This window comes from Solimonas flava DSM 18980, assembly GCF_000426685.1.
GTDB lineage: Bacteria > Pseudomonadota > Gammaproteobacteria > Nevskiales > Nevskiaceae > Solimonas > Solimonas flava.
Map to the genome: position 1 here is coordinate 488,884 of NZ_AUFV01000003.1, position 19,316 is coordinate 508,199.

The window sequence follows — 19,316 nt, forward strand, 5'->3', positions numbered from 1 at the left end:
CCTTCAGGGCTACTGAACATGCGCTTGACTCTCGATGCCCTGGAAACGCTCGACGCGATCGACCAGCAGGGCAGTTTTGCCAAGGCCGCCGAGGTGCTGCACCGCGTGCCTTCCGCCGTCACCTACACGGTGCAGAAGCTGGAGTCGGACCTCGGCGTGCAACTGTTCGACCGCAGCGGCAAGCGCGCCAGGCTGACCGAGGCCGGGCAGGCGCTGGTCGAGCGCGGCCGCGAGCTGCTGCGCCAGGCGCAGAGCCTGGAAAACTGCGTCAAGCGCGTCAGCAACGGCTGGGAGACGCAGCTGACGCTGGCGGTCGACGAGATCATCCCGCTCGAACTGCTGTTCCCGCTGATCGCCGAGTTCGACGCGCTGGTCTCGGGTACGCGCATCCGCCTCGCGCGCGAGACCTTCGGCGGTGCCTGGGATGCGCTGATCGATCGCCGCGCCGACCTGACGATCGGCGCCGCCGGCGAGATGCCGCAGGGCTACGGCCTCGCCAGCCGGCGCTGGTGCTCGGTGCCGTTCGAATTCGCGGTCGCCCGCCACCATCCGCTCGCCGACCTGCCGGAGCCGCTGCAGTTCGAGCAGATCGTGCGGCATCGCGCCGTGGTCGCGGCCGACTCCTCGCGCAAGCTGGCGCCGCGCTCGACCGGCATCCTCGACGGCCAGGACACGCTGATCGTGCCGACGCTCGCCGCCAAGCTGTCGGCGCAGATCGTCGGCCTCGGCATCGGCTTCCTGCCCGAGTACATGGTGGCGCCGCATCTGGGCAGCGGCGAACTGATCCGGCGCGAGATCGAGGCGCCGCGCGCGCCGGCGATCCTGCACGTGGCCTGGCGCGCCGGCGAGGAGGGGCGCGCGCTGGCGTGGTTTCGCGAGCGCGTGCTCGGCGACACGCAGCTGCTGCGCGATCTGCACGCGCCCGAGGCGCGCGAGCCGAACCTCGGCACGCCCTGAAGCCGGCCGCCGCTCAGAGCAGGCCGAACGCGCGCAGCAGGCCGGCGAACAGCACCGCGAAGCCGCCGACCTCGGCGATCACCAGCAGCGCCATGAACGCGGCGAGACCGTGCTTCGGCAGCGCGCGGCGGCCGAGGCGCTGCGGGCGGCGGAACTGATTGTCGGTGTCGTCGAGCCAGCCGTGCAGCACATAGCCGCCGATCGCCGCGGCGAAGAACGCCAGCGGCAGCGCCGTCGCCCACAGATTGACCGCGGCGCTCCACGCCGACAGCTGCGCGAACTGCGCGAGCAGCAGCGCGGCGAAGGCGTACAGCAGCGCCGCGCGGTGGGCGATGTCGACATAGGCCGGCGCCTGCGCGTCGTCGCGCTGCGCGATGTGCGCGTACTTCCAGATGCCGCTGACGAGGCCGGCGAGAAAGAAGACGCCGGCACCGAGCAGCGCGAGGCGCGCGGCCGGTACCAGTGCGGCGGCGTCGGCGATCACGGCCGGTCGCGCATCGGCACGAAGCCGGGCTGCGCCTCGACCCGCGCGAGCCAGGCGCGAATCTGCGGATAGTCGGCCAGCGAGTAGCCGCCCTGCGGCGCGACATGCGTGTACGCCCACAGCGCGATGTCGGCGATCGTGTAGGCGTCGCCGGCGAGGAACGGCGTTTTCTGCAGCTGCGTCTCCATCACGCCGAGCGCGGCGTAGCCGCGCGGCATCGTCTCGCGAATCTTCTGTGCCCACTCCTCGGCCTTGCCGAGGTAGTGCACCCAGAAGCGCACGGTGGCGATGTACGGCTCGTGGCTGTACTGCTCGAAGAACAGCCACTGCAGGATCTGCGCGCGCTGCCAGCGCTCGTCCGGAAACAGCGGCGAGCCGTCGGCGAGGTAGCACAGCATCGCGTTCGACTCGGCGAGACGGCGGCCGTCGTCGAGTTCGAGCAGCGGCACGCGGCCGTTCGGGTTCTTGGCGAGGAACTCCGGCGTGCGCGAGGCGCCGTGCAGGATGTCGAGCTCGCGCCACTGGAAGGGCATGCCGAGCTGGTGCATCAGCAGGGCCGGCTTGTGGCAGTTGCCGGATCCGGTCATGCCGTAGAGGGTCAGCATCGCGGTGGACTCGGTGAAGGGTGGGCGTCGTAAGATCGCGGCGCGGCCGGCAGTATCGCCGGCGCCCGGACGAAGTCAAACGCGGCGGCGCGGCGCTGCCGGCGCGCGGCGCAGGGAGGCGGCATGGACGATCAGGGCTTGCAGGATCTGGTGCGGGCGGCGGCGAGCCGCGTGCCGCTCGATGCCGCGGAACTGCTGCGCGGCGAACCGGCGGAGCGCGTGGAAGCGGTGCTCGAACGTCTGCCGCGACAGTTCGCGCGCGACGTGCAGACGCATCTGCCGCCGGGCCTGCGTCCGGTCGAGACCGCGACCACCGCGCTCGAACTGCCCGGCACCGTCGCCGACCTGATGGAGCCGCTCGCCGCCGTGCTGCCGGAAAGCGCGACGGTGCAGGACGCGATCGAATTCCTGCGCGCCAGCCGCGATGCGCGCCAGATCACCTATCTCTACACCAGCGGCGCCGACGAGCGCCTCAGCGGCCTGGTCGTGATCCGCGATCTGCTGCTGTCGCGGCCGGACCAGACGCTGTCCGAGCTGATGCTGCCGTCGCCGTTCGCGTTCGCCGCGTCGACGCCGGCCGGCGAGGCGATCAAGGCCGCGGTGCATCGCCACTATCCGGTCTATCCGGTCGTCGATGACGCCGGCCGCGTGCTCGGCACCTTGCGCGGCTGGCGGCTGTTCGAGCGGCAGGCGATCGAGATCACCGCGCAGTCCGGCCAGATGGTCGGCGTCGACAAGGAGGAGCGTGTCTACACCGGGCTGTGGCAGGCCTTCCGCATGCGCCACCCGTGGCTGCAGATCAACCTGCTGACGGCGTTCGTCGCCGGCTTCGTGGTTTCGCTGTTCGAGGGCACGATCTCGCAGATCGTCGCGCTCGCCGCCTTCCTGCCGATCCTCGCCGGGCAGAGCGGCAACACCGGCTGCCAGGCGCTGGCGATCACGCTGCGCGGCCTCACGCTCGGCGATCTGGCGCGCTATCCGGTGCGCCGCCTGATCGGCAAGGAGCTGCTGCTCGGTGCGCTCAACGGCGCTTTCACCGGCGCGGTCGCGGCGGCGGCGATGTGGTGGACGGCGGCGCACGGGCACAACCCGCAGGCGCCGATGCTGGCGCTGGTGATCTGGCTGGCGATGGTCGGCGCCTGCACGCTGTCCGGTCTGTTCGGGGTGATGGTGCCGCTGCTGCTGCGCCGCTGCGGCGCCGATCCGGTCACCGCTTCGAGCATCTTCCTGACTACCGGCACCGACATCGCCGGCATGGGCCTGATGCTGCTGCTCGCCAGCACATTGGTGCTTTGAGCGGCGCCCCCCGAAGTGGGGAGGCCGGCCGCCGGCCCGGCGTAAAGATCGGGGAAAACCCGGTAGTAAAACGACACTGAGGAAATCTCAGGCGCCGCCGACGCGGCATTTTCCTGCGCGTGCCCGGCACCGTTGTTGCTCAGATCAGACCCGGGAAATTCAGGATTCGACGGTCAGAACCGTCACGGGGGCTATTCATGAAGCGGGTGATTCTGACGGGCGCGCTGCTGGGCGCGGCCGCGGCGGCGAGCGCGTCCGGCGGCCAGCCGGCCAACTACGACGCCTTCTGGGCGCAGCAGCAGAAGACGGCGATCGCCGCGGCGCTGGCGGGCGGTGCGGCGACGGCCGACGCCGCCGCGCTCGGCGGCGCGAGCTTCGTCTGGGCCGCGCGCGACGCGCGTGCGCCGGTGGTCGGCAAGATCGGCAAGGCCGCGCGCAAGGCGCAGCTCGAAACCTTTGCCCGCCAGTATCTGCGCAAGGCCGCCGGCCGCCTGGCGCTGCCGGCCTCGAGCGTCGAGAGCGCGACGCTGCTCGACCTGCAGGACCGCGGCCACGGCCCGGTCGTCGCGCGCTTCGCGCAGCGCGTCGGCGGCATCGAGGTCTTCAACCGCCGCGTCAGCGTCATGCTCGACGCCAGCGGCCGGCCGGTCGCCGCGTCCGGCTACTTCGCCGCCAGCGCCGCCGTGAAGCAGGCTGGCGCCTTCGCCGGCAGCGGCGGCGCGCCGGCGGTCAGCGCCGCGCTGCGCCGGCTCGGCGTCAGCGTCGCCGGCAATGACGTGCGCGCGACGCAGGCGCGCGGCGGCTATCAGTCCTACGCGCTCGACGTGGTGCCGGACGGCTTCGCGCTGAGCCGCGCGCCGCGCAGCAAGGCGGTCTACTACGCGCTCGCCGACCGCCTCGTGCCGGCCTACTACGTCGAGGTCTTCGGCCGCCGCGCCGGTGCGCCCGGCACGGTCGCCTGGTCCTTCGTGTTCGGCGAGGACGGCAGCACGCTGTTCGCCAAGGATCTGGTCGCCTACGAGGCGGCCCAGCCGTTCACCTATCGCGTGTTCGCCGACGCCGCCGGCATCCATCAGCCGTACGACGCGCCGCTCGGCAACGGCTATCTGCCGTTCCCGGGCCACGCGATCGACGAGGTCCTGCCGCGCGTCAGCGCGACGGCCAACGCCGTGACGCTGGTCAGCGGCCCGATCTCGACCGGCGATCCGTGGCTCGCCAACGACGCCACGACCACCACCGGCAACAACGCCGACGCCTTCCTCGATACCGGTCCGCAGCTGGGCCTGCCGCTGAACCTGCCGGACCCGATCGGCACCATCACCGGCGACGGCTACATCCCGGGCTCGGGCGATCTGCGCGTGGCGCTGAGCGGCGAGCGCAGCTTCGACTATCCGATCCACGCCGACGACGATCCGTCGACCGCGGACGCCAAGAACGCCGCCATCGTCAACCTGTTCTACATGAACAACTGGCTGCACGACTGGTGGTACGACCACGGCTTCGACGAGGCGTCCGGCAACGCGCAGAACGACAACTACGGCCGCGGCGGCGTCGACGGCGACGCGATTTCGGCGCAGGGCCAGGATTCGTCCGGACGCAACAACGCCAACATGGCGACGCCGGCCGACGGCAGCTCGCCGACGATGCAGATGTATCTGTTCGACGGTCCGCTGCGCGGCGAGGTCGCGATCACCGCGCCCGAGCCGTCGGCGCCGCTGAAGTTCACCGGCGCGAGCTTCGGTCCCAACACCTTCGACCTGAGCGGCGACGTCGTGCTCGCCGCCGATATCGTCGGCGAACCGACCGACGGCTGCGCCGGTACGCTGAGCCTGCCGATCACCGGCACCACGATCCCGGCGCCGCCGCAGCCCTCGCTGCTCGGCAAGATCGCGCTGATCGACCGCGGCAACTGCTCGTTCACGACCAAGGAGCAGTTCGCGACGCTGTCCGGCGCCAAGGCGATGATCGTCGTCAACAACGGCGACGGCGATCCGATCACGATGGGCAACGCCGATCTGCCGATTCCGATCGGCCTGTCGACCGATCAGCTCTACCTGCTGCCGGCGGTGATGATCCGCAAGGACGACGGCCAGGCGATCAAGGACCGGCTCGCCGCCGGCCAGACCGTCGGCATGCATCTGCAGCGCGAGACCTCGATCGACTACGACGGCACGCTCGACGAGCTGGTGATCTCGCACGAGTACTTCCACCACGTCAGCAACCGCCTCGTCAACGACGGCTCCGGCCTGTCGAACACGCAGGGCGGCGGCATGGGCGAGGGCTGGAGCGACGTCGCCTCGCTGCTGCTCGCGGTGCGGTCGGAAGACCGCGAGGTGGCCGGCAACGAGCGCTACCAGGGCGCGTACCCGACCGGCTTCTACGTGATTCCGAGCTACTACTTCGGCATCCGTCGCGCGCCGTACTCGACGCAGATGACGGTCAATCCGCTGACCTTCAAGCACATCGAGACCGGCGTGGCGATCGAGGGTGCGCCGATTGCGTTCGGCGCCGACGGCGCCGACAACGCCGAGGTGCACAACGTCGGCGAGGTCTGGGCCAACATGCTGTGGGAGGTCTACGCGGCGCTGCTCAACCAGCACGATTTCGCCACCGCGCAGGCGCGGATGAAGGATTACGTGATCGCCGGCCTGAAGATGACGCCGTCGTCGCCGACCTTCACCGAAGCGCGCGACGGCGTGCTCGCCGCGGCGCTGGCGACCGACCCGGCCGACTACGCGCTGGCGGCGCGCGCGTTCGCCAAGCGCGGTCTCGGCCTGCACGCGGTCGCACCGGCGCGCAGCAGCACCGACAACGCCGGCGTCGTCGAAAGCTACGTGGCTTTCGCCGCGCCGGCGCCGACGCTGGTCGCCGGCATCGGCGCCACCGCCGACGGTTTCGACGGCTGCGACGGCGACGGCATCCTCGATGCCGGCGAGTCGGCGCGCCTGAGCTTCGCGCTGTTCAACAACGGCGCGTACACGCCGGGCGAGACCGTCACCGCGACGGTCGGCAGCGACGCCGCCGGCCTGTCGCTCGGCGGCGGCAAGCTCAGCTTCGTGGCGCCGGCGATCGGTCAGAGCGCGTACGCGACGCTCGACGTCGCGCTCGCGCAGGGCGTCGCCTCGCCGCTGAAGATCGCGCTGACGCTGGCGCTCGACGCGCCGGCTTCGGCCGATCCGGCCGTCGAATACCCGCCGGCGACGAGCCTCGAACTGCTCGCCAACTACGACATCGCCAGGACCGCCAACCACGACGACTTCGAATATCCGTCGATCGCGGCGTCCGGCTGGACGCGCGTCTCACAGGGCACGACCACGCAGTGGGAGATCGTCGACGACAACGACGAGCTCGGCAGCGGCCACGTCTGGTACGCGCCGGACCCGGAAACGGCGACCGACCTGTATCTGGTCACGCCGGCGTTCTCGGTGCCGGCCGGCGGCAGCTTCTCGGTGAGCTTCGACCACCATTACGACTTCGAGTCGCTGCTGCCGCTGCCGGTGATCGGCCTCGGCTACGACGGCGGCTTCGTCGAGGTCAGCGTCGACGACGGCGCGACCTGGACCGACGTCACCGATTTCGGCGCGAGCTTTACGAAGAACGGCTACAGCGGCAAGGCGCAGGTCACCGGCCATCGCGGCTTCGTCAACAGCAACCGCGGCATGAAGACCTCGGTGCTCGACTTTGCCCAGCAGCTCGCCGGCAAGACCGCGCGGCTGCGCTTCCATGTCGCCAGCGACGAACTCAACGGCGGCTACGGCTGGGCGATCGACAATCTCGTGCTCACCGGCAACAGCGGCGCCGTGTTCAATGCCGTCAGCGCCGACGACGCGCAGTGCACGGTCACGCCGCCCGGCGGGACCACGGGCGGTACGACCACGGGCGGCACCACGACCGGCGGCACGACCACAGGGGGCAGCACCACAGGGGGCAGCACCACGGGTGGGACCACGACCGGCGGCACAACCGGCGGCACGACCACAGGTGGCACGACGACGGGTGGCACCACGACGGGTGGCACCACCGGCGGCACCGGCACCACCACGGGCGGCACCACCGGCGGTGTCTCGACCGGCGGCACGAGCGACGGCAACAACGGCGGTGCGATGCCGCTGTCGGTGCTGCTCGGACTGCTGGCCGCGGCGCTCGGCCGTCGTCGCGCGCGGCGCTGAGCGTGTCGTGGGCGGCGGCTGCGGTCGCCGCCCACGGTCGCACCCGCCGCCGCGTTACGGGGCGGACCCGACGTGGATGCGGCACAATGCCGCGACATGCGCGACCTCCCGATCTTTCCGCTGTCCGCCGCCGTGCTGCTGCTGGCCGCCTGTGCGACCGAGCCGGCGCCCCGCCAGCAGATCCTCGACGCCTTCAAGGCCGCCGACGCCGATGGCGACGAGCAGCTGACGCCCGAGGAATTCGCCCACCTGCCGATGACTGGCGTGAAGTTCGAGGACGTCGATACCGACGGCAACGGTCGCATCACCTACGCCGAGCTGCAGAGCTACCTGGTCTGGCGTCGCGTGCAGGCCGACGGCAACCGGCTGCCGGCGTCGGGACCGGCGCCGCACCCGCCCTGAGGCGCGTACGGCGATGACGGCCCTCGATCTGGCGATCGTGGTCGTCGGCTTCCTGACCGCGACGCTGTCCGGCGCGGCCGGGCTCGGCGGCGGCACGATCCTGATCGGCGTCTTCTATGCGCTCGGCATGCCGCCGGCCGAGGCCGTGCCGCTGTTCGCCGCCGTGCAGTTCGTTGCCAACAGCTCGCGCACCGTCGCCTACGTGCGCGACGTCGAGTGGTCGGCGGCCGGCTGGTTCCTGCTCGCCGGCATCCCGGCGACGCTGCTGGTCGCGCCCTTCGTCGCCGGCGTCGACGGCAACATCGTCAAGCTGGTGCTCGCCGGCCTGATCCTCGCTTCGCTGGCGCCGCAGGCGCGCGCGCAGCCGCTGCCGGCGCGGCCGGCCTTCCTGATCGCCGGCTTTCTCAACGGCAGCGTCGGGCTGTTCGTCGGCGCCACCGGTCTGTTCGTCGGCCGCCTGTTTTTCCGGCCGGAGTGGCGCAAGGAAACGGTGATCGGCACGCTGGCGATGACGCAGATGCTCGGCCACGGCCTGCGCGTGCTCGCCTACGGTCTGGTCGGCTTCTCGGCGCTGGCCGCGCCGCAGCGTCTGGTGCCGCTGTGCCTGGCCGTCATCCTCGGCACGATCGTCGGCAAGCGCCTCAACGGCCGCATCAGCGAGCGCGGCTTCGCGCGCCTGTTCCGCGCCATCCTGGTGACGCTGTCGCTCAAACTGATCTGGGATGCCCTGAGAGGATACGGATGGATCTGAAGCTCGATGCCGCCGCGGTCGAGGCGCTGATTCGCGAGGGCCTGGTCGCCGCCGGTCGCGGCGGCCTGCGCGTCGACGAACTGCGTTCCGGTTACGCGCGCGTGCGCCTGCCGTTCGATGCGGCCATGCTGCGCCCCGGCGAGGTGATCTCGGGGCCGACGCTGTTCACGGCCGCCGACAGCGCGATGTATGCGCTGGTACTGGGCCACGTCGGCGCGCAGCTGATGGCGGTGACCAGCGACATCAACATCCGCTTCCTCGCCAAGGCCCGGCCCGGCGACGTGATCGGCGAGGCCAGCTTCCTCAAGCTCGGCCGTCGCCTCGCGGCGATGGAAGTGCGCCTGTCGACGGCCGCCGCGCCCGGCGTGACCGTCGCGCACGCCAGCGGTACCTACGCACTGCCGGGCTGAATGCCGGGCCATCCCCGTCAGGGTTTCCCGCACGCCTTATCAGCCTGAGGCTACCGCTCGGCGTTCGACGAGCCCGCGTCCCTTTCGCAGCGTCAAGAATTCGCGCCACAACTTCAATGACGCGGGCTTCGGGGACGCTTTTTGGCGACACGCATCGACATCATCGGGGCCATCGACCCCGCGCTGGCGTGTTCGCCTGATCTCGCGCTCGAACTCTTCGCCCTGCCGGCACAAGCGCTCGGCCACGACGGCGAGTTCACCGGCCGTCCGCTGACACGCATCCAGGCCTCGCCGCAGCACGTGCTCAAGCTGCGCCTCGCCGGTCCCGCGCAGGGCCTGCGCGAGCAGACCGAGGAAAGCCTGCTGCGCGAGCGCCTGTACGGCGTCTATCACCCGGCGCGCACCTGGCTGATCGTGAACGAGGACGAAGGTCCGCACGCCGGCGTCTGGCTCGGCAATGTCACGCCGCGGCTGCGCGCGCTGCATCTGCCGCAGGCCGAGGAAGACGCGATGGTGTTCTTCCGCCACGTGCGCGCCATGCTGCAGATGTATCTGCGCATCGCCGCGCGCTTTCGCGTGCGGCTCGACGAGGGCCTGTCCAATTTCGCGGTCGACGACGTCGGCCAACTGCATTACCTCGACGACGACGTCTATCCCTGGGACGACTTCGCGCATTTCAGCCAGTCGGTCGGCGTGCTGATCCGCAAGCTGCGCACGCTGACGCCGAAGTTCGCGCAGATGCTCGGCCAGACCGTGCGCCAGGCGATCATCGGCGAGTTCGGCGACGCCGGCGCCTGCCGGCGTGTCGCCGACGCCATCCGCGGCCTCTACTACAACGGCGACGAGCAGTCGCGCCGCCTCGACGGTTTCATCGAAGGGCTGCTCGGCGCGCAGCCGCATTCGCGCACGCGCGCGACGCTGCACGAGCAGCGGCCGTTCGCGCTGCTCGCCGACATTCACGCCAACCGTCCGGCGCTGGAAACGGCGCTCGCCGGGCTGCGCCGGCTCGGCGTCGATCGCGGCATCGTGCTCGGCGACATCGTCGGCTACGGCCCGCATCCGGCCGAGTGCATCGAACTCGTGCGCGACAGCGGTTTCGAGGTCGTGCGCGGCAATCACGACGACGCCGTCGCCGGCACCGGCGCGGCCGAAGGGTTCACCGCGACCGCGGCGCGTGTCGTCGAGTGGACGCGTCAGCGGCTCGACGACGAGGCACGCGGCTGGCTGGGACAGCTGCCGACGCGGCTCGAGCGCGAGGGCTGGGTGGCGCAGCACGGCGCGCCGATGGACCCGGCGTTCTTCCGCGCCTACGTCTACCGCATGACCTACGAGGACAATCTGCGCTATCTCGCCGGGCACGGCCTGCGCTGGGCCTTTCACGGGCACAGCCACATCGCCGGCATCTTCTACGCGACGCCGCAGCGCGACGGTTTCAGCGACGAGGCCGAGCAGTCGCTGCTCGACTATCGCGAAGCGCTGATCTGCCCCGGCTCGGTCGGCCAGCCGCGCGGCGGCAGCCTCGACGCGCAGTGGGCGGTGTTCAATCCGGCGACCACGCAGATCCATTTTTTCCGAGCGCCGTATGACGTCGAGCTGACGCTGCGCGACATGGCGGCGCAGGACTTTCCCGGCGCGCTGATGGACCGGCTGCGCACCGGTACCTGAAGGACGATCCCATGCAACGCACGCTCACCACCGCCGGGCTCGGCGACAAGGAAACCCTGCTGATCAAGTCCTACCTCAGCCTGCTGTCCGGCAAGACGCGCGAGCCGTGGGCGTTCCGCGACAGCGGGCCGGTCGACGCCTGCATCGCCGTGCCCGGGCTCGACGCCGGCAAGGCGCTGACGATCCGCTACGGCGGCGACGGCGAGCTGCGTCTCAACGCGCCGCTTCGCGTGGCGGCGGTGATCGCCGTGCTCGATCAGGCTTCGGCGTGCCTGGGCGCGGCGAAGTCCGCCGCGGCGCCGGCTGCCGCGACCGCCGCTGCGAGTGTCGCCGCGCCGGCCGCTCCGGCGACGCGCGGCGACGGCCGCGGCACGCTCGCCGAATGCCTGCGCTCGCGTCGCGACGACGAGACCGTGCTGCGGCTCAGCGATGGCCGCGCGCGGGTCGAGGCCGACTTCGTCGCCGGCCGCTACCGCAGCAGCGCGCCGCTGCTCGCGCAGCACGCGACCGCCGCCGACTGGCACCGCGACGACGCGCCGGCACCCGTTACCGCCGTCGAAGGCGCGCTGACCTGGCTGATGTGGATGGCCGGCGTCGGCGAGGCGCGCGTGCAGCCCGGCGTCTACCGCCTGCGTCGCTGGCCCGACTTCGGCGCGCTGCCGCACCGGCCGGAGTTCGTGCGGCTCGCCGCGCTGTTCGCGCGCCAGGCGACGTCGCCGGGCGCTGCCGCCGCCGCCGCCGCGGTGCCGGTGCCGGAGGTCGAGGCCTTTCTCGGCGGCTGCCTGATGGCCGGCTATGCCGGCAGCGAGGGTGCGCTCGCCGCGCCGCCGCCGCGGCCGGTGGCCACGCTCGACGACGGCGTGCGCGGTCTGCTCGGCCGCATCCGCCGCCGGCTCGGACTGTGATGATGACGACCGCCCGCAAGATCGTCTTCGCCGGCTCGATGGGCGCCGGCAAGACCACGTCGATCGCCGCGCTCAGTGAGATTCCGCCGGTGACGACCGAGGCCGTCAATCACGACCGCGCGCTGTTCGACAAGGACACCACCACGGTCGCGCTCGACTACGGCGAGTTCACGCTCGACGACGGCAGCCGCATCCAGCTGATCGGCACGCCCGGCCAGCTGCGCTTCGACTTCATGTGGCGCGTGCTTGCCAACGGCGCGCTCGGCGTGATCCTGCTGGTCGACAACTCGCGGCCGGCGCCGCTCGACGATGTGCGCGAGTACCTGCGCCATTTCCGCGACTTCGCCGAGGGCGCGCGCCTGGTGATCGGCGTCGGCCGCACCGAGTCGCACCCGCAGCCGACGGTCGATGCCTACGCCGATCTGCTCGCCGGCGAGGCGCTGCTGCTGCCGGTGCTGTCGGTCGACGTCCGCCGCCGCGACGACGTGCTGATGATGGTCCACGTCCTGCTCAGCCAGCTGGAGGCCTGCGCATGAACGCCGAATCCCTGCGCCAGTGGGCATTGCGCCATGCGCTGCCGCACCTCAGCCAGATGCGCAACGACGTGCCCGGCCTGCGCGGTGCCGTGCTCGCCAGCGACGACGGCTTCGCGCTCGCCGCCGCGATCGACGACACCGCGCCGACCGCCAAGCTCGCGGCGATGGCCGGCGCCATGTACGGCCTCTGCGCCGCGACCGCCCGCGAGGCCGGGCTCGACGGCTGCCGCGACATCATCGTCGACGGCGACAGCGGCAAGGTCGTCGTGATGTCGATCCCCGATGGCGGCGTGCACCACCTCGTGCTGCTGGTGCTGGTCGACGCGCAAAGCGCGTTCGGCCACCTGCTGCTGCAGTGCCGGAAGTGCTGCGTCGCCATCGGCGAGGAACTCGGCCGCTACGCGCGCGCCGCCTGAAGCTGCGTCCATCCCGTCATCAGTTCCCAATCCCCCCAGGTTTAACCAAGGAGAAGTCATGAAGAACCTCAACGAGATCTGCAACACGGTGCTGCGCGACGTCAACGAATCGCTCGCCATCGCCGTTGTCGACCTCAGCTCCGGCCTGCTGCTGTCGGTCGCCCACAACGTGCCGTACTTCACGCAGAGCTACCTCGATGCCGTCGCCGCCGCCGCCGTCGACATGTTCCGCGGCAAGACCGTGGGCACTGTCGAAAAGCTGCTGTCCGCGCAGCGCGGCCGCGAGATCACCAACTCCATCAAGGAAGTGCAGATGACCACCGAGGCCACCTTCCACTTCATGTCGGTGGTGCCGGACAAGCCGAACGCGCTCGCCGTGCTGATCACCACCAAGCGCGCCAACCTCGGCATGGGCTGGGCGGCGCTGCGTGCCGCGTTGCCGCAGATGAAGGCGTACTGTCCGTAAGGCGCAGAGCGCGTCAGGCGTGAATGCCCGGCTCGTCCGGGCATTTTTTTGCCTTCAGCGTTGCGGATCACGCGGCTCGTTGAGCATGCGCACGATCTCGTTCTCGCCGTAGGGACGGGCGTCCTTGATCTTCAGGCTCTCGCTCCAGTCGCGCGCGAAGTCGTGCTGCAGCCAGGCGTTCAAGGCCGCGGTGATCAGCATCGCCAGCAGTGCGCCGAGCCCCGCGCAGGCCATGTCCTTCTGCGCGTCCCAGATGTCGCCCTGCGTGCCGAGATAGGCGACGCCCAGGTCGCCGCCGAAGAACTCCGCCGCGCCCCATTCGACCAGCTCGTACAGCGCCGAGGTCGACAGCGTGAAATCCAGCGGCAGGAAGTAGCCCCAGAAGCCGCGCGCGTCGGCGACGCGCAGGAAGATCTCGCGCAGCGGGTACGCCAGCAGCAGGCCGTAGGAGAAGTGCACGACGCGATCGAAGTTGTTGCGCTCCCAGCCCAGCATCGCGTTGAAGCTGTGCCCGGTCAAGCTCCGCCACCAGGCCTCATACGGAACCTCCGCATAGGTGTAATGCGCGCCGACCGCGTGCAGGCAGAGGTAGATGAAGATCAGCGTGTAAGAGATGCGCGAGAAGATGAAATGCTTGTGCGAGGCCCACAGCCCGAGGCCGAAGGCCACGACCAGCGCGTTCTCCAGCATCCAGTCATGGCGGTCGAAGGGCGCGATCGCCAGGGCCAGCCACAGCGCCGCGTAGACGGCGACCAGGATGGTGACGTAGCGGCGGTAACCGGGGATATGCAGCGGCATCGTCGAGGCGTTTTCTTTCGGGCGGACCGGCCAAGCCTAGCGGGGTGCGCGTCGGCTTGCTCGATGCGGCCGGCGCCACCCGATGTGCCGCTACCGGGCTGTACTGCGATCCGGTTCGCGGGCGCCCACCAGCAGAAGCCACAGACAGGTGCCGATCTCGCCGATGGCGGCCGGCAAGCCCGCATAGTCCGAGACGGGTGTCTGGGCGTAGTTCGGAACGAGAAGCTCGCCGAACACGTTGATCATGTAGCCGAGGAAACCCAGCATCAGGAAGAGGCCGAGGAGTTTGGGCAGGAAGCCGGACTTCACGACCAGGTAGCCGAACGGGAGCAGCCACAGCCCCCAGAACAGCTTGGTGATGAGCAGGCCCGTGCCGTAAGCGCCGAGTGCCGCCTTCGCGGCGGCCAGCAAGGGTTCGGGGGCAAGGGCCTGGCCGAAATAGGGATGGGTCAGCAGCGACAGCGCGTCCAGCCGGTTCGCCAGGCTGGCCAGCCCGAGCGGCACGCTGACGACCGCGAAAGCCACCATGAGCGCCGCCGCGGAGCGATCGACATCGCGAAAAAGTTGAAAGAGCGCCAGCGGCAACAGCAGAAAGGCGACCTGCATGATCATGAAGCCGGCAATGCCGTAACGGAACAGCGGTTCGGAAGAAACGATGTTGCGCGCGGTCGCTTGAAAATCGTCCGCTACATTGATCTGCGAAGGGACATACGCCAGGCTGAACATGCCCGTGACGACCACGACGAGGTACAGAAGGCCGGCCAATCGGCTGATCTTGCGATGGGTCATCATGCGATCGCGTCCGTGTTGATGAAATGCCCGCGAGGAAATGGACCTTGCTGCAATCTGCGATTCGCGCCCGGCGACGGCCGCCTGCAGCGACGCATCAGGCCGATGGCTCCGGCGTGCGCGGCCAACGCCACGCATACCCGACCACGAGCAGGGTGAGCGCAACCTCGATCGCGGCAAAGAGCATGTAGAAAGCCCAAGCGCCGCCCAGAAGGATCAGCAGCATGATGGTGGCATAGAACAGGCCGGCCGCAATGTTGAGCCAGCGGGCGGCCACGGCCGGCAAGACGAGCGAAAGAAAGATCATGAGAGCGGGTACGGCCATCAGGCTCGCCGTGCCGAACAGCATTTCCTGCGAGACGGCCCCCAGCGCCATCTTCCCCTCCAGCATCTCCTGCAGCTTGCCGGGAACATAAAGCTCGAAGTAGTCGCCGTACACGTAGCAGAACATCACGCTCGCCCAGAGCGCGGACAACTTGCTTCGGGTGGGCATCCGCTCCTCAACCAGAGCACGCGAACTCATTTGTTTCCTCCATGTCTTCCTTCGCAGAAGAATATCCGGGTTCCATAACGGGGACGTCAACATCCGTCAGGAGGTTAGGCGCTCCCTGGAATCGTAATCTTCCCCACCTGAGCGACAACTCGTAACCAGAGCTTTCTGGCATCGTAACTGCCAGGAGGCATCATGAAGAAGTCGCGTTTTACCGAAACCCAGATCATCGCGATCTTGAAGCAGGCCGACGCCGGCATGCTGGTGAAGGATATCTGCCGCAAAGCCGGAATCAGCGAGCCGACGTACTACAGCTGGAAGTCGAAATACGGCGGCATGGAAGCCTCCGATCTGAAGCGGACCAAGGAGCTGGAAGCCGAGCTGTCGCAGCTCAAGCGGATGTACGCCGACCTGGCGCTTGAAAACCGTGCGATGAAGGATCTCATCGCAAAAAAACTGTAGGGCCGGACGCCAAGCGCGCAGCGGCCGGCTTTCTGGTCGATCAGCACGAGCTATCGATCGTTCGCGCGTGTGGCTGCGTTGGGTTATCGCGGTCAGCGTTCTATCGCGAGCCTGCGCACTGGACGGTTCGGGACGCCGAGGTGATCGCAGCGCTCGCATCTCTGGTCGAGGATCGGCCGAGTCGTGGTTTCTGGATGTGTCGAAAGCGGCTGCGCCGGCAAGGCAGGCCCTGGAATCACAAGCGCATCTATCGTGTGTACAAGCTCATGAAGCTCAACCTGCGCCGCGCCGCGAAGCGGCGGCTGCCGAAGCGAGAGCGTATTCCGCTGTACGTGCCGCGGCTGCCAGACAGCGTTTGGTCGGCCGACTTCATGAGCGACGCACTGATATGCGGTCGGCGCTATCGCCTGTTCAATGTCGTCGACGACTTCAACCGCGAAGCATTGCACGTCGAAGTCGACACGTCGCTCACCTCGGAGCGGCTGATCCGCGTCTTCGAGCACCTGCGGCAGACACGCGGGCTGCCGCAGGTCCTGCGCACCGACAACGGCCCCGAGTTTCTCGGCGAAGTCTTCACGCAATGGGCAAAGGCGGCCGGCATGGCGATCCAGTACATCCAGCCCGGAAAGCCCAACCAGAACGCCTACATCGAACGCTTCAACCGCACGCTGCGCAACGAACTTCTGGACCAGCATCTCTTTGCCCGTCTCGACGACGTCCGCGAGGCCGTCTACTGGTGGATGCTGGAATACAACGAGGAAAGACCCCACGACTCGCTCGGCGATCTCACGCCGATCGAGTACGCTCAAGCCGCCAGAAACTCTGGTTTTGAACTGTCGCCTTGACGGGGAAGATTACGGAATGAGCTGCCGAGACCCTGAAGCCGACATTTCTAACGGAACTGAAAACCCCATTAGCGGGCCCCATAGCCGCCCGCTTTTTTCAGGATGCGCATCGAAGGATTGCCTGCTAAACGCCTGTCGATGGCTCAGTGAACTGCCACGAACGTGCGGAGTCACATGCCGGCATGGAATTATGGCTTCCATGGGTTATGGCTCTAACGTCTGTATCTAACGCGCGGCGAAACCGTCACGTTCAGAACCCGTTTGGATATGAGGCCGATAAAGCGATCATTCTGCCCCATGGGCCTTTGGCTTTTCGAAGGCGGTAACTCTTAGCTCACCGCCCGTGAAGTATTCATCTTCCGCTGCTCCGGCGATCTCAGGTGAAAGGATGTCGATGCACACCTCAACCGGATATCCGCACACCTCAACGCAGCGGAGATTTGGATAAAAGCCTCGAACAATATGCCAGGGCATGACGTCATGTCGATCGGGCCCGTGCGCAGTCTCCCAGATGAGATTGTTATAGCAGCCGGACGGCTTCTTTGTGGATGTCACTTCGACTTCGAAAGAGTCCGGCGCTCCAAACACTCTAAGCGTGAGGGTTGAAGAGATCGGCTTCCTCACGTCGGCCGCGGTATTCAAGGGGAGACGAATTTCGACACTGCTGTCCGCAGCCGTGCTTTGCCATGCAGGCAAGCTCACCGCCAGCAGCGACAACACGATCCGTCTGTTCATTGTTAGAGCCAGAGCCCAACGCCCCGGTTCACCCGCGGCCCGGCTGGAGCGGCGAAGCCGCGGAGGCCGGGACGTCGGGTGGAACCGATGGTTGGGCGTCATTTGAGCGACGCTGGTTATCCATGTAGAGATCCAGATCAGGCGCCAACGACAAGGCGACCTGTACGCGAGTGCAAATGAAGTGTCTTGATTTGTGGTGAAACTCAATACCAACCCCCACGAGTTTTGGGTTAGTGGCGAGTCGTGTCAACGTATCTACCTCAAGATGCCAGATGCCACCGCCGCTCATTCCTTGAGGCTTGGGCACGAGGAAGCTGGCGCCATCATGTGTCTGGACTTTCTTGTCGGGGAACAAGATCGAGAAGTGACACTCTTGCGATTTGTCCTTGGTGCTAGAAACACTCGCCACTGTGTCGATATGACCAGTGACAAGATGAGTTGCGCGCGCTGGTGGCGAGAACTCGCGATAAATTATTTTATTGCGGGTCGATGGATATCCGGCGATCAGGTAGTGATGTCCAGGTTGTTTAGGGCGCACAGTCGAAACAACGGATAAATCGCTGAACCAATAAGCCTGCTTTAGCTTGATTGAATCAGATTCTGACAAAGCAATAAGCGCCACATCGGCGTCAGGTGTAATGCCTTTTTGGTAGTCCCAAGCAATACGGAACTCGCGAAGTAGGACCGGGCCATCCTCTGCCCAAGTAAACAGCGGTACTGGTCTATTGGCGTGATCAAAGCAGACATGCGCGGCTGTGATCAGAAAAGAATGCCGTGCACCTACAAACGGTATGGCTGAGCCGACGGTATGAATTTTTCCACCGTCGTCGAAAGAATAGAGCGGACAAACTCGACGATGCGATGTCTCGCCTATGTCTTTTAGAGGTGCAAGTATTGTCATCACACTCTTGGTGACGCCCAACGCACCAGCTCAGGCGCGGATTTGCCGTAGCGAAGCGGAGGCAAATATGGGGACTTCCTACGCAAAAGTGGACACCCGCTGGTTAGCCGCACAGTACTTCAAACTCTGCCGGTGTACGGTAGCCGAGCGATGAGTGTAGCCGCCGGGTGTTGTAGAAATCGAGATATTCAAGAATCGCACTTCGCAGCTCCTTGTCGGTGCTGAACGTCCTGCGGTGATACATGTCGGACTTCATCGACTTGTTCCAGGATTCGATATGCGCGTTGTCCGTCATGCGGCGTGGGCGGTTCACGCTCTGGTCGATGTTCGCCGCTGAAAGCTTCTTGCGGAACTCGGCTGCCAGATATTCGACGCCACGGTCGGTGTGGAAGATGATGCGCTCCGACGGAGCACGCCGCCGCAGTGCAGAGGCCAGCGCTTTTCCGGTCAAAGCTGCCGTCTTCTCCAGGCCGATAGCCCAGCCGATCAAGCGGCGCGAGTAGCGATCCATGACCGTGGCCAGGTAGCGCCACTTGCCCGCGACCTTGAGGTAGGTCACGTCGCCAACCCAGACCTGATCGAGTCTGTTGACTTCGAGATTTTGAATCTTGTTGTCGCCGCTGATAAAGAAGCGGCCGATGCCGGGAATGCGCTTGTACAGCTTCGTCGAGCACGCCTGGATGCCGTTTTCCCGCATGATCCGCTCAATCCGCCGCCGACCGACGGCGTGCCCATCCTTCCTGAGCTGCTCGTGGACACGAGGGCTGCCATAGGTCTCTTTGCTCCCCTTGTGTGCGTTGCGGACGTGATCGAGCAGCCGGATGTCGGCTAGGGCGCGATCACTCGCGGGGCGGTTGAGCCAGGCATAGAATCCACTCGCACTGACCCTGAAGACCCGACACATCTGCCTCACCGGGTGTTCCCCGTGACGGCTTTGGATGTAGGCGAAGATTTCGCTCTTCGTTCGGAAGTGAATGCGATCGCTTTTTTTAAAAGGTCATGCTCAACCTTGAGTTGCTCATAGGCCTTTTTCACCTTGCGCAGCTCCTTGAGCTCTGCCGCCACATCCCGGTCCACCGATACGCCCTTGGTCACAATCAGGCCCTCTCGTGCTTGCTTGCGCCAACGAGACAGCATGAACGGATGAATGTAAAGCGATTCGGCAACATCCTTGATAGCTACGCCCGGTAGCGAACTCAACCTGACGGCGGTGGCTTTGAATTCCGGACTAAAA

At 67.4% G+C, this 19,316-nt stretch carries 21 protein-coding genes; 12 read left to right on the plus strand and 9 right to left on the minus strand.

Features of this window, described 5'->3' with window-relative positions; genetic code table 11:
• Positions 1-18 precede the first annotated feature (18 nt).
• Complete coding sequence (locus K343_RS21300; protein WP_043112222.1) at positions 19-957, plus strand: LysR family transcriptional regulator; 939 nt, start codon at positions 19-21, stop codon at positions 955-957.
• A gap of 13 nt (positions 958-970) precedes the next feature.
• On the opposite strand, the gene K343_RS0107385 is transcribed toward K343_RS21300, so the two are convergent.
• Positions 971-1,441 (minus strand): hypothetical protein, encoded by a 471-nt coding sequence (locus tag K343_RS0107385; RefSeq protein ID WP_028007518.1) that lies wholly within the window; start codon positions 1,439-1,441, stop codon positions 971-973.
• Positions 1,438-2,046, minus strand: a complete 609-nt coding sequence (locus K343_RS0107390) for a glutathione S-transferase family protein (protein WP_028007519.1) — start codon at positions 2,044-2,046, stop codon at positions 1,438-1,440. Before K343_RS0107390 ends, K343_RS0107385 begins: the two co-directional genes overlap by 4 nt.
• A 123-nt stretch (positions 2,047-2,169) precedes the next feature.
• Between K343_RS0107390 and K343_RS0107395 the strand changes: the two genes are divergently transcribed.
• The 10 genes from K343_RS0107395 to K343_RS0107440 all read left to right on the plus strand — a co-directional run bounded on the left by K343_RS0107395 (position 2,170) and on the right by K343_RS0107440 (position 13,062).
• Positions 2,170-3,342 carry a magnesium transporter gene (locus tag K343_RS0107395; protein ID WP_043112223.1) on the plus strand — a complete coding sequence of 391 codons (1,173 nt, stop codon included), beginning with the start codon at positions 2,170-2,172 and terminating at the stop codon, positions 3,340-3,342.
• Positions 3,343-3,539: 197 nt separating this feature from the next.
• A complete protein-coding gene (locus K343_RS0107400) occupies positions 3,540-7,511 on the plus strand; it encodes a M36 family metallopeptidase (protein WP_028007521.1) in 3,972 nt (1,323 codons plus the stop codon).
• Positions 7,512-7,607: 96 nt separating this feature from the next.
• Positions 7,608-7,913, plus strand: coding sequence for an EF-hand domain-containing protein (locus K343_RS0107405; protein WP_028007522.1), 306 nt, complete (start codon positions 7,608-7,610; stop codon positions 7,911-7,913).
• 13 nt (positions 7,914-7,926) lie between these two features.
• Complete coding sequence (locus tag K343_RS0107410) at positions 7,927-8,664, plus strand: sulfite exporter TauE/SafE family protein (protein ID WP_028007523.1); 738 nt, start codon at positions 7,927-7,929, stop codon at positions 8,662-8,664.
• Positions 8,655-9,074 carry a PaaI family thioesterase gene (locus K343_RS0107415; RefSeq protein WP_043112224.1) on the plus strand — a complete coding sequence of 140 codons (420 nt, stop codon included), beginning with the start codon at positions 8,655-8,657 and terminating at the stop codon, positions 9,072-9,074. Before K343_RS0107410 ends, K343_RS0107415 begins: the two co-directional genes overlap by 10 nt.
• A gap of 141 nt (positions 9,075-9,215) precedes the next feature.
• A complete protein-coding gene (locus tag K343_RS0107420; protein WP_028007525.1) occupies positions 9,216-10,739 on the plus strand; it encodes a metallophosphoesterase family protein in 1,524 nt (507 codons plus the stop codon).
• 11 nt (positions 10,740-10,750) lie between these two features.
• Positions 10,751-11,644: a hypothetical protein gene (locus K343_RS0107425; protein ID WP_028007526.1), complete on the plus strand. Its 894-nt coding sequence runs from the start codon at positions 10,751-10,753 to the stop codon at positions 11,642-11,644.
• A 2-nt stretch (positions 11,645-11,646) separates the two neighbouring features.
• Positions 11,647-12,180, plus strand: coding sequence for a GTP-binding protein (locus K343_RS0107430; protein ID WP_043112287.1), 534 nt, complete (start codon positions 11,647-11,649; stop codon positions 12,178-12,180).
• A complete protein-coding gene (locus K343_RS0107435) occupies positions 12,177-12,596 on the plus strand; it encodes a roadblock/LC7 domain-containing protein (protein ID WP_028007528.1) in 420 nt (139 codons plus the stop codon). The genes K343_RS0107430 and K343_RS0107435 overlap by 4 nt, the downstream gene beginning before the upstream one ends.
• A gap of 58 nt (positions 12,597-12,654) precedes the next feature.
• Positions 12,655-13,062: a hypothetical protein gene (locus tag K343_RS0107440; RefSeq protein ID WP_020647667.1), complete on the plus strand. Its 408-nt coding sequence runs from the start codon at positions 12,655-12,657 to the stop codon at positions 13,060-13,062.
• Positions 13,063-13,116: 54 nt separating this feature from the next.
• Here the strand turns inward: K343_RS0107440 and K343_RS0107445 are convergent, their stop codons facing one another.
• From K343_RS0107445 to K343_RS0107455, 3 genes are all read right to left on the minus strand, one after another.
• A complete protein-coding gene (locus K343_RS0107445; protein ID WP_028007529.1) occupies positions 13,117-13,860 on the minus strand; it encodes a DUF2238 domain-containing protein in 744 nt (247 codons plus the stop codon).
• A gap of 90 nt (positions 13,861-13,950) precedes the next feature.
• On the minus strand, positions 13,951-14,652 hold the full coding sequence (locus tag K343_RS0107450; RefSeq protein WP_028007530.1) for a DUF4386 domain-containing protein: 702 nt from the start codon (positions 14,650-14,652) through the stop codon (positions 13,951-13,953).
• A 94-nt stretch (positions 14,653-14,746) separates the two neighbouring features.
• Positions 14,747-15,172 carry a DUF6326 family protein gene (locus K343_RS0107455; RefSeq protein WP_043112225.1) on the minus strand — a complete coding sequence of 142 codons (426 nt, stop codon included), beginning with the start codon at positions 15,170-15,172 and terminating at the stop codon, positions 14,747-14,749.
• A 162-nt stretch (positions 15,173-15,334) separates the two neighbouring features.
• Between K343_RS0107455 and K343_RS23935 the strand changes: the two genes are divergently transcribed.
• Positions 15,335-16,446, plus strand: a protein-coding gene (locus K343_RS23935) for an IS3 family transposase (protein WP_154662470.1) whose coding sequence is annotated in 2 segments (ribosomal slippage) — positions 15,335-15,587 and positions 15,587-16,446 — 1,113 coding nt in all. Because the reading frame shifts where the segments join, the coding sequence is not laid out codon by codon here.
• Between the two features lie 285 nt (positions 16,447-16,731).
• Here K343_RS23935 and K343_RS24410 read toward each other — a convergent pair.
• The 4 genes from K343_RS24410 to K343_RS23940 all read right to left on the minus strand — a co-directional run.
• Complete coding sequence (locus tag K343_RS24410; protein WP_154662471.1) at positions 16,732-17,181, minus strand: hypothetical protein; 450 nt, start codon at positions 17,179-17,181, stop codon at positions 16,732-16,734.
• A 28-nt stretch (positions 17,182-17,209) separates the two neighbouring features.
• Positions 17,210-18,103 carry a hypothetical protein gene (locus K343_RS24415; protein ID WP_154662472.1) on the minus strand — a complete coding sequence of 298 codons (894 nt, stop codon included), beginning with the start codon at positions 18,101-18,103 and terminating at the stop codon, positions 17,210-17,212.
• A gap of 82 nt (positions 18,104-18,185) precedes the next feature.
• A complete protein-coding gene (locus tag K343_RS0107470) occupies positions 18,186-19,058 on the minus strand; it encodes an IS3 family transposase (RefSeq protein WP_154662473.1) in 873 nt (290 codons plus the stop codon).
• The coding region (locus tag K343_RS23940) for a transposase (RefSeq protein WP_154662474.1) at positions 18,992-19,316 on the minus strand (325 nt) is incomplete at its 5' end. The genes K343_RS23940 and K343_RS0107470, both read right to left, overlap by 67 nt.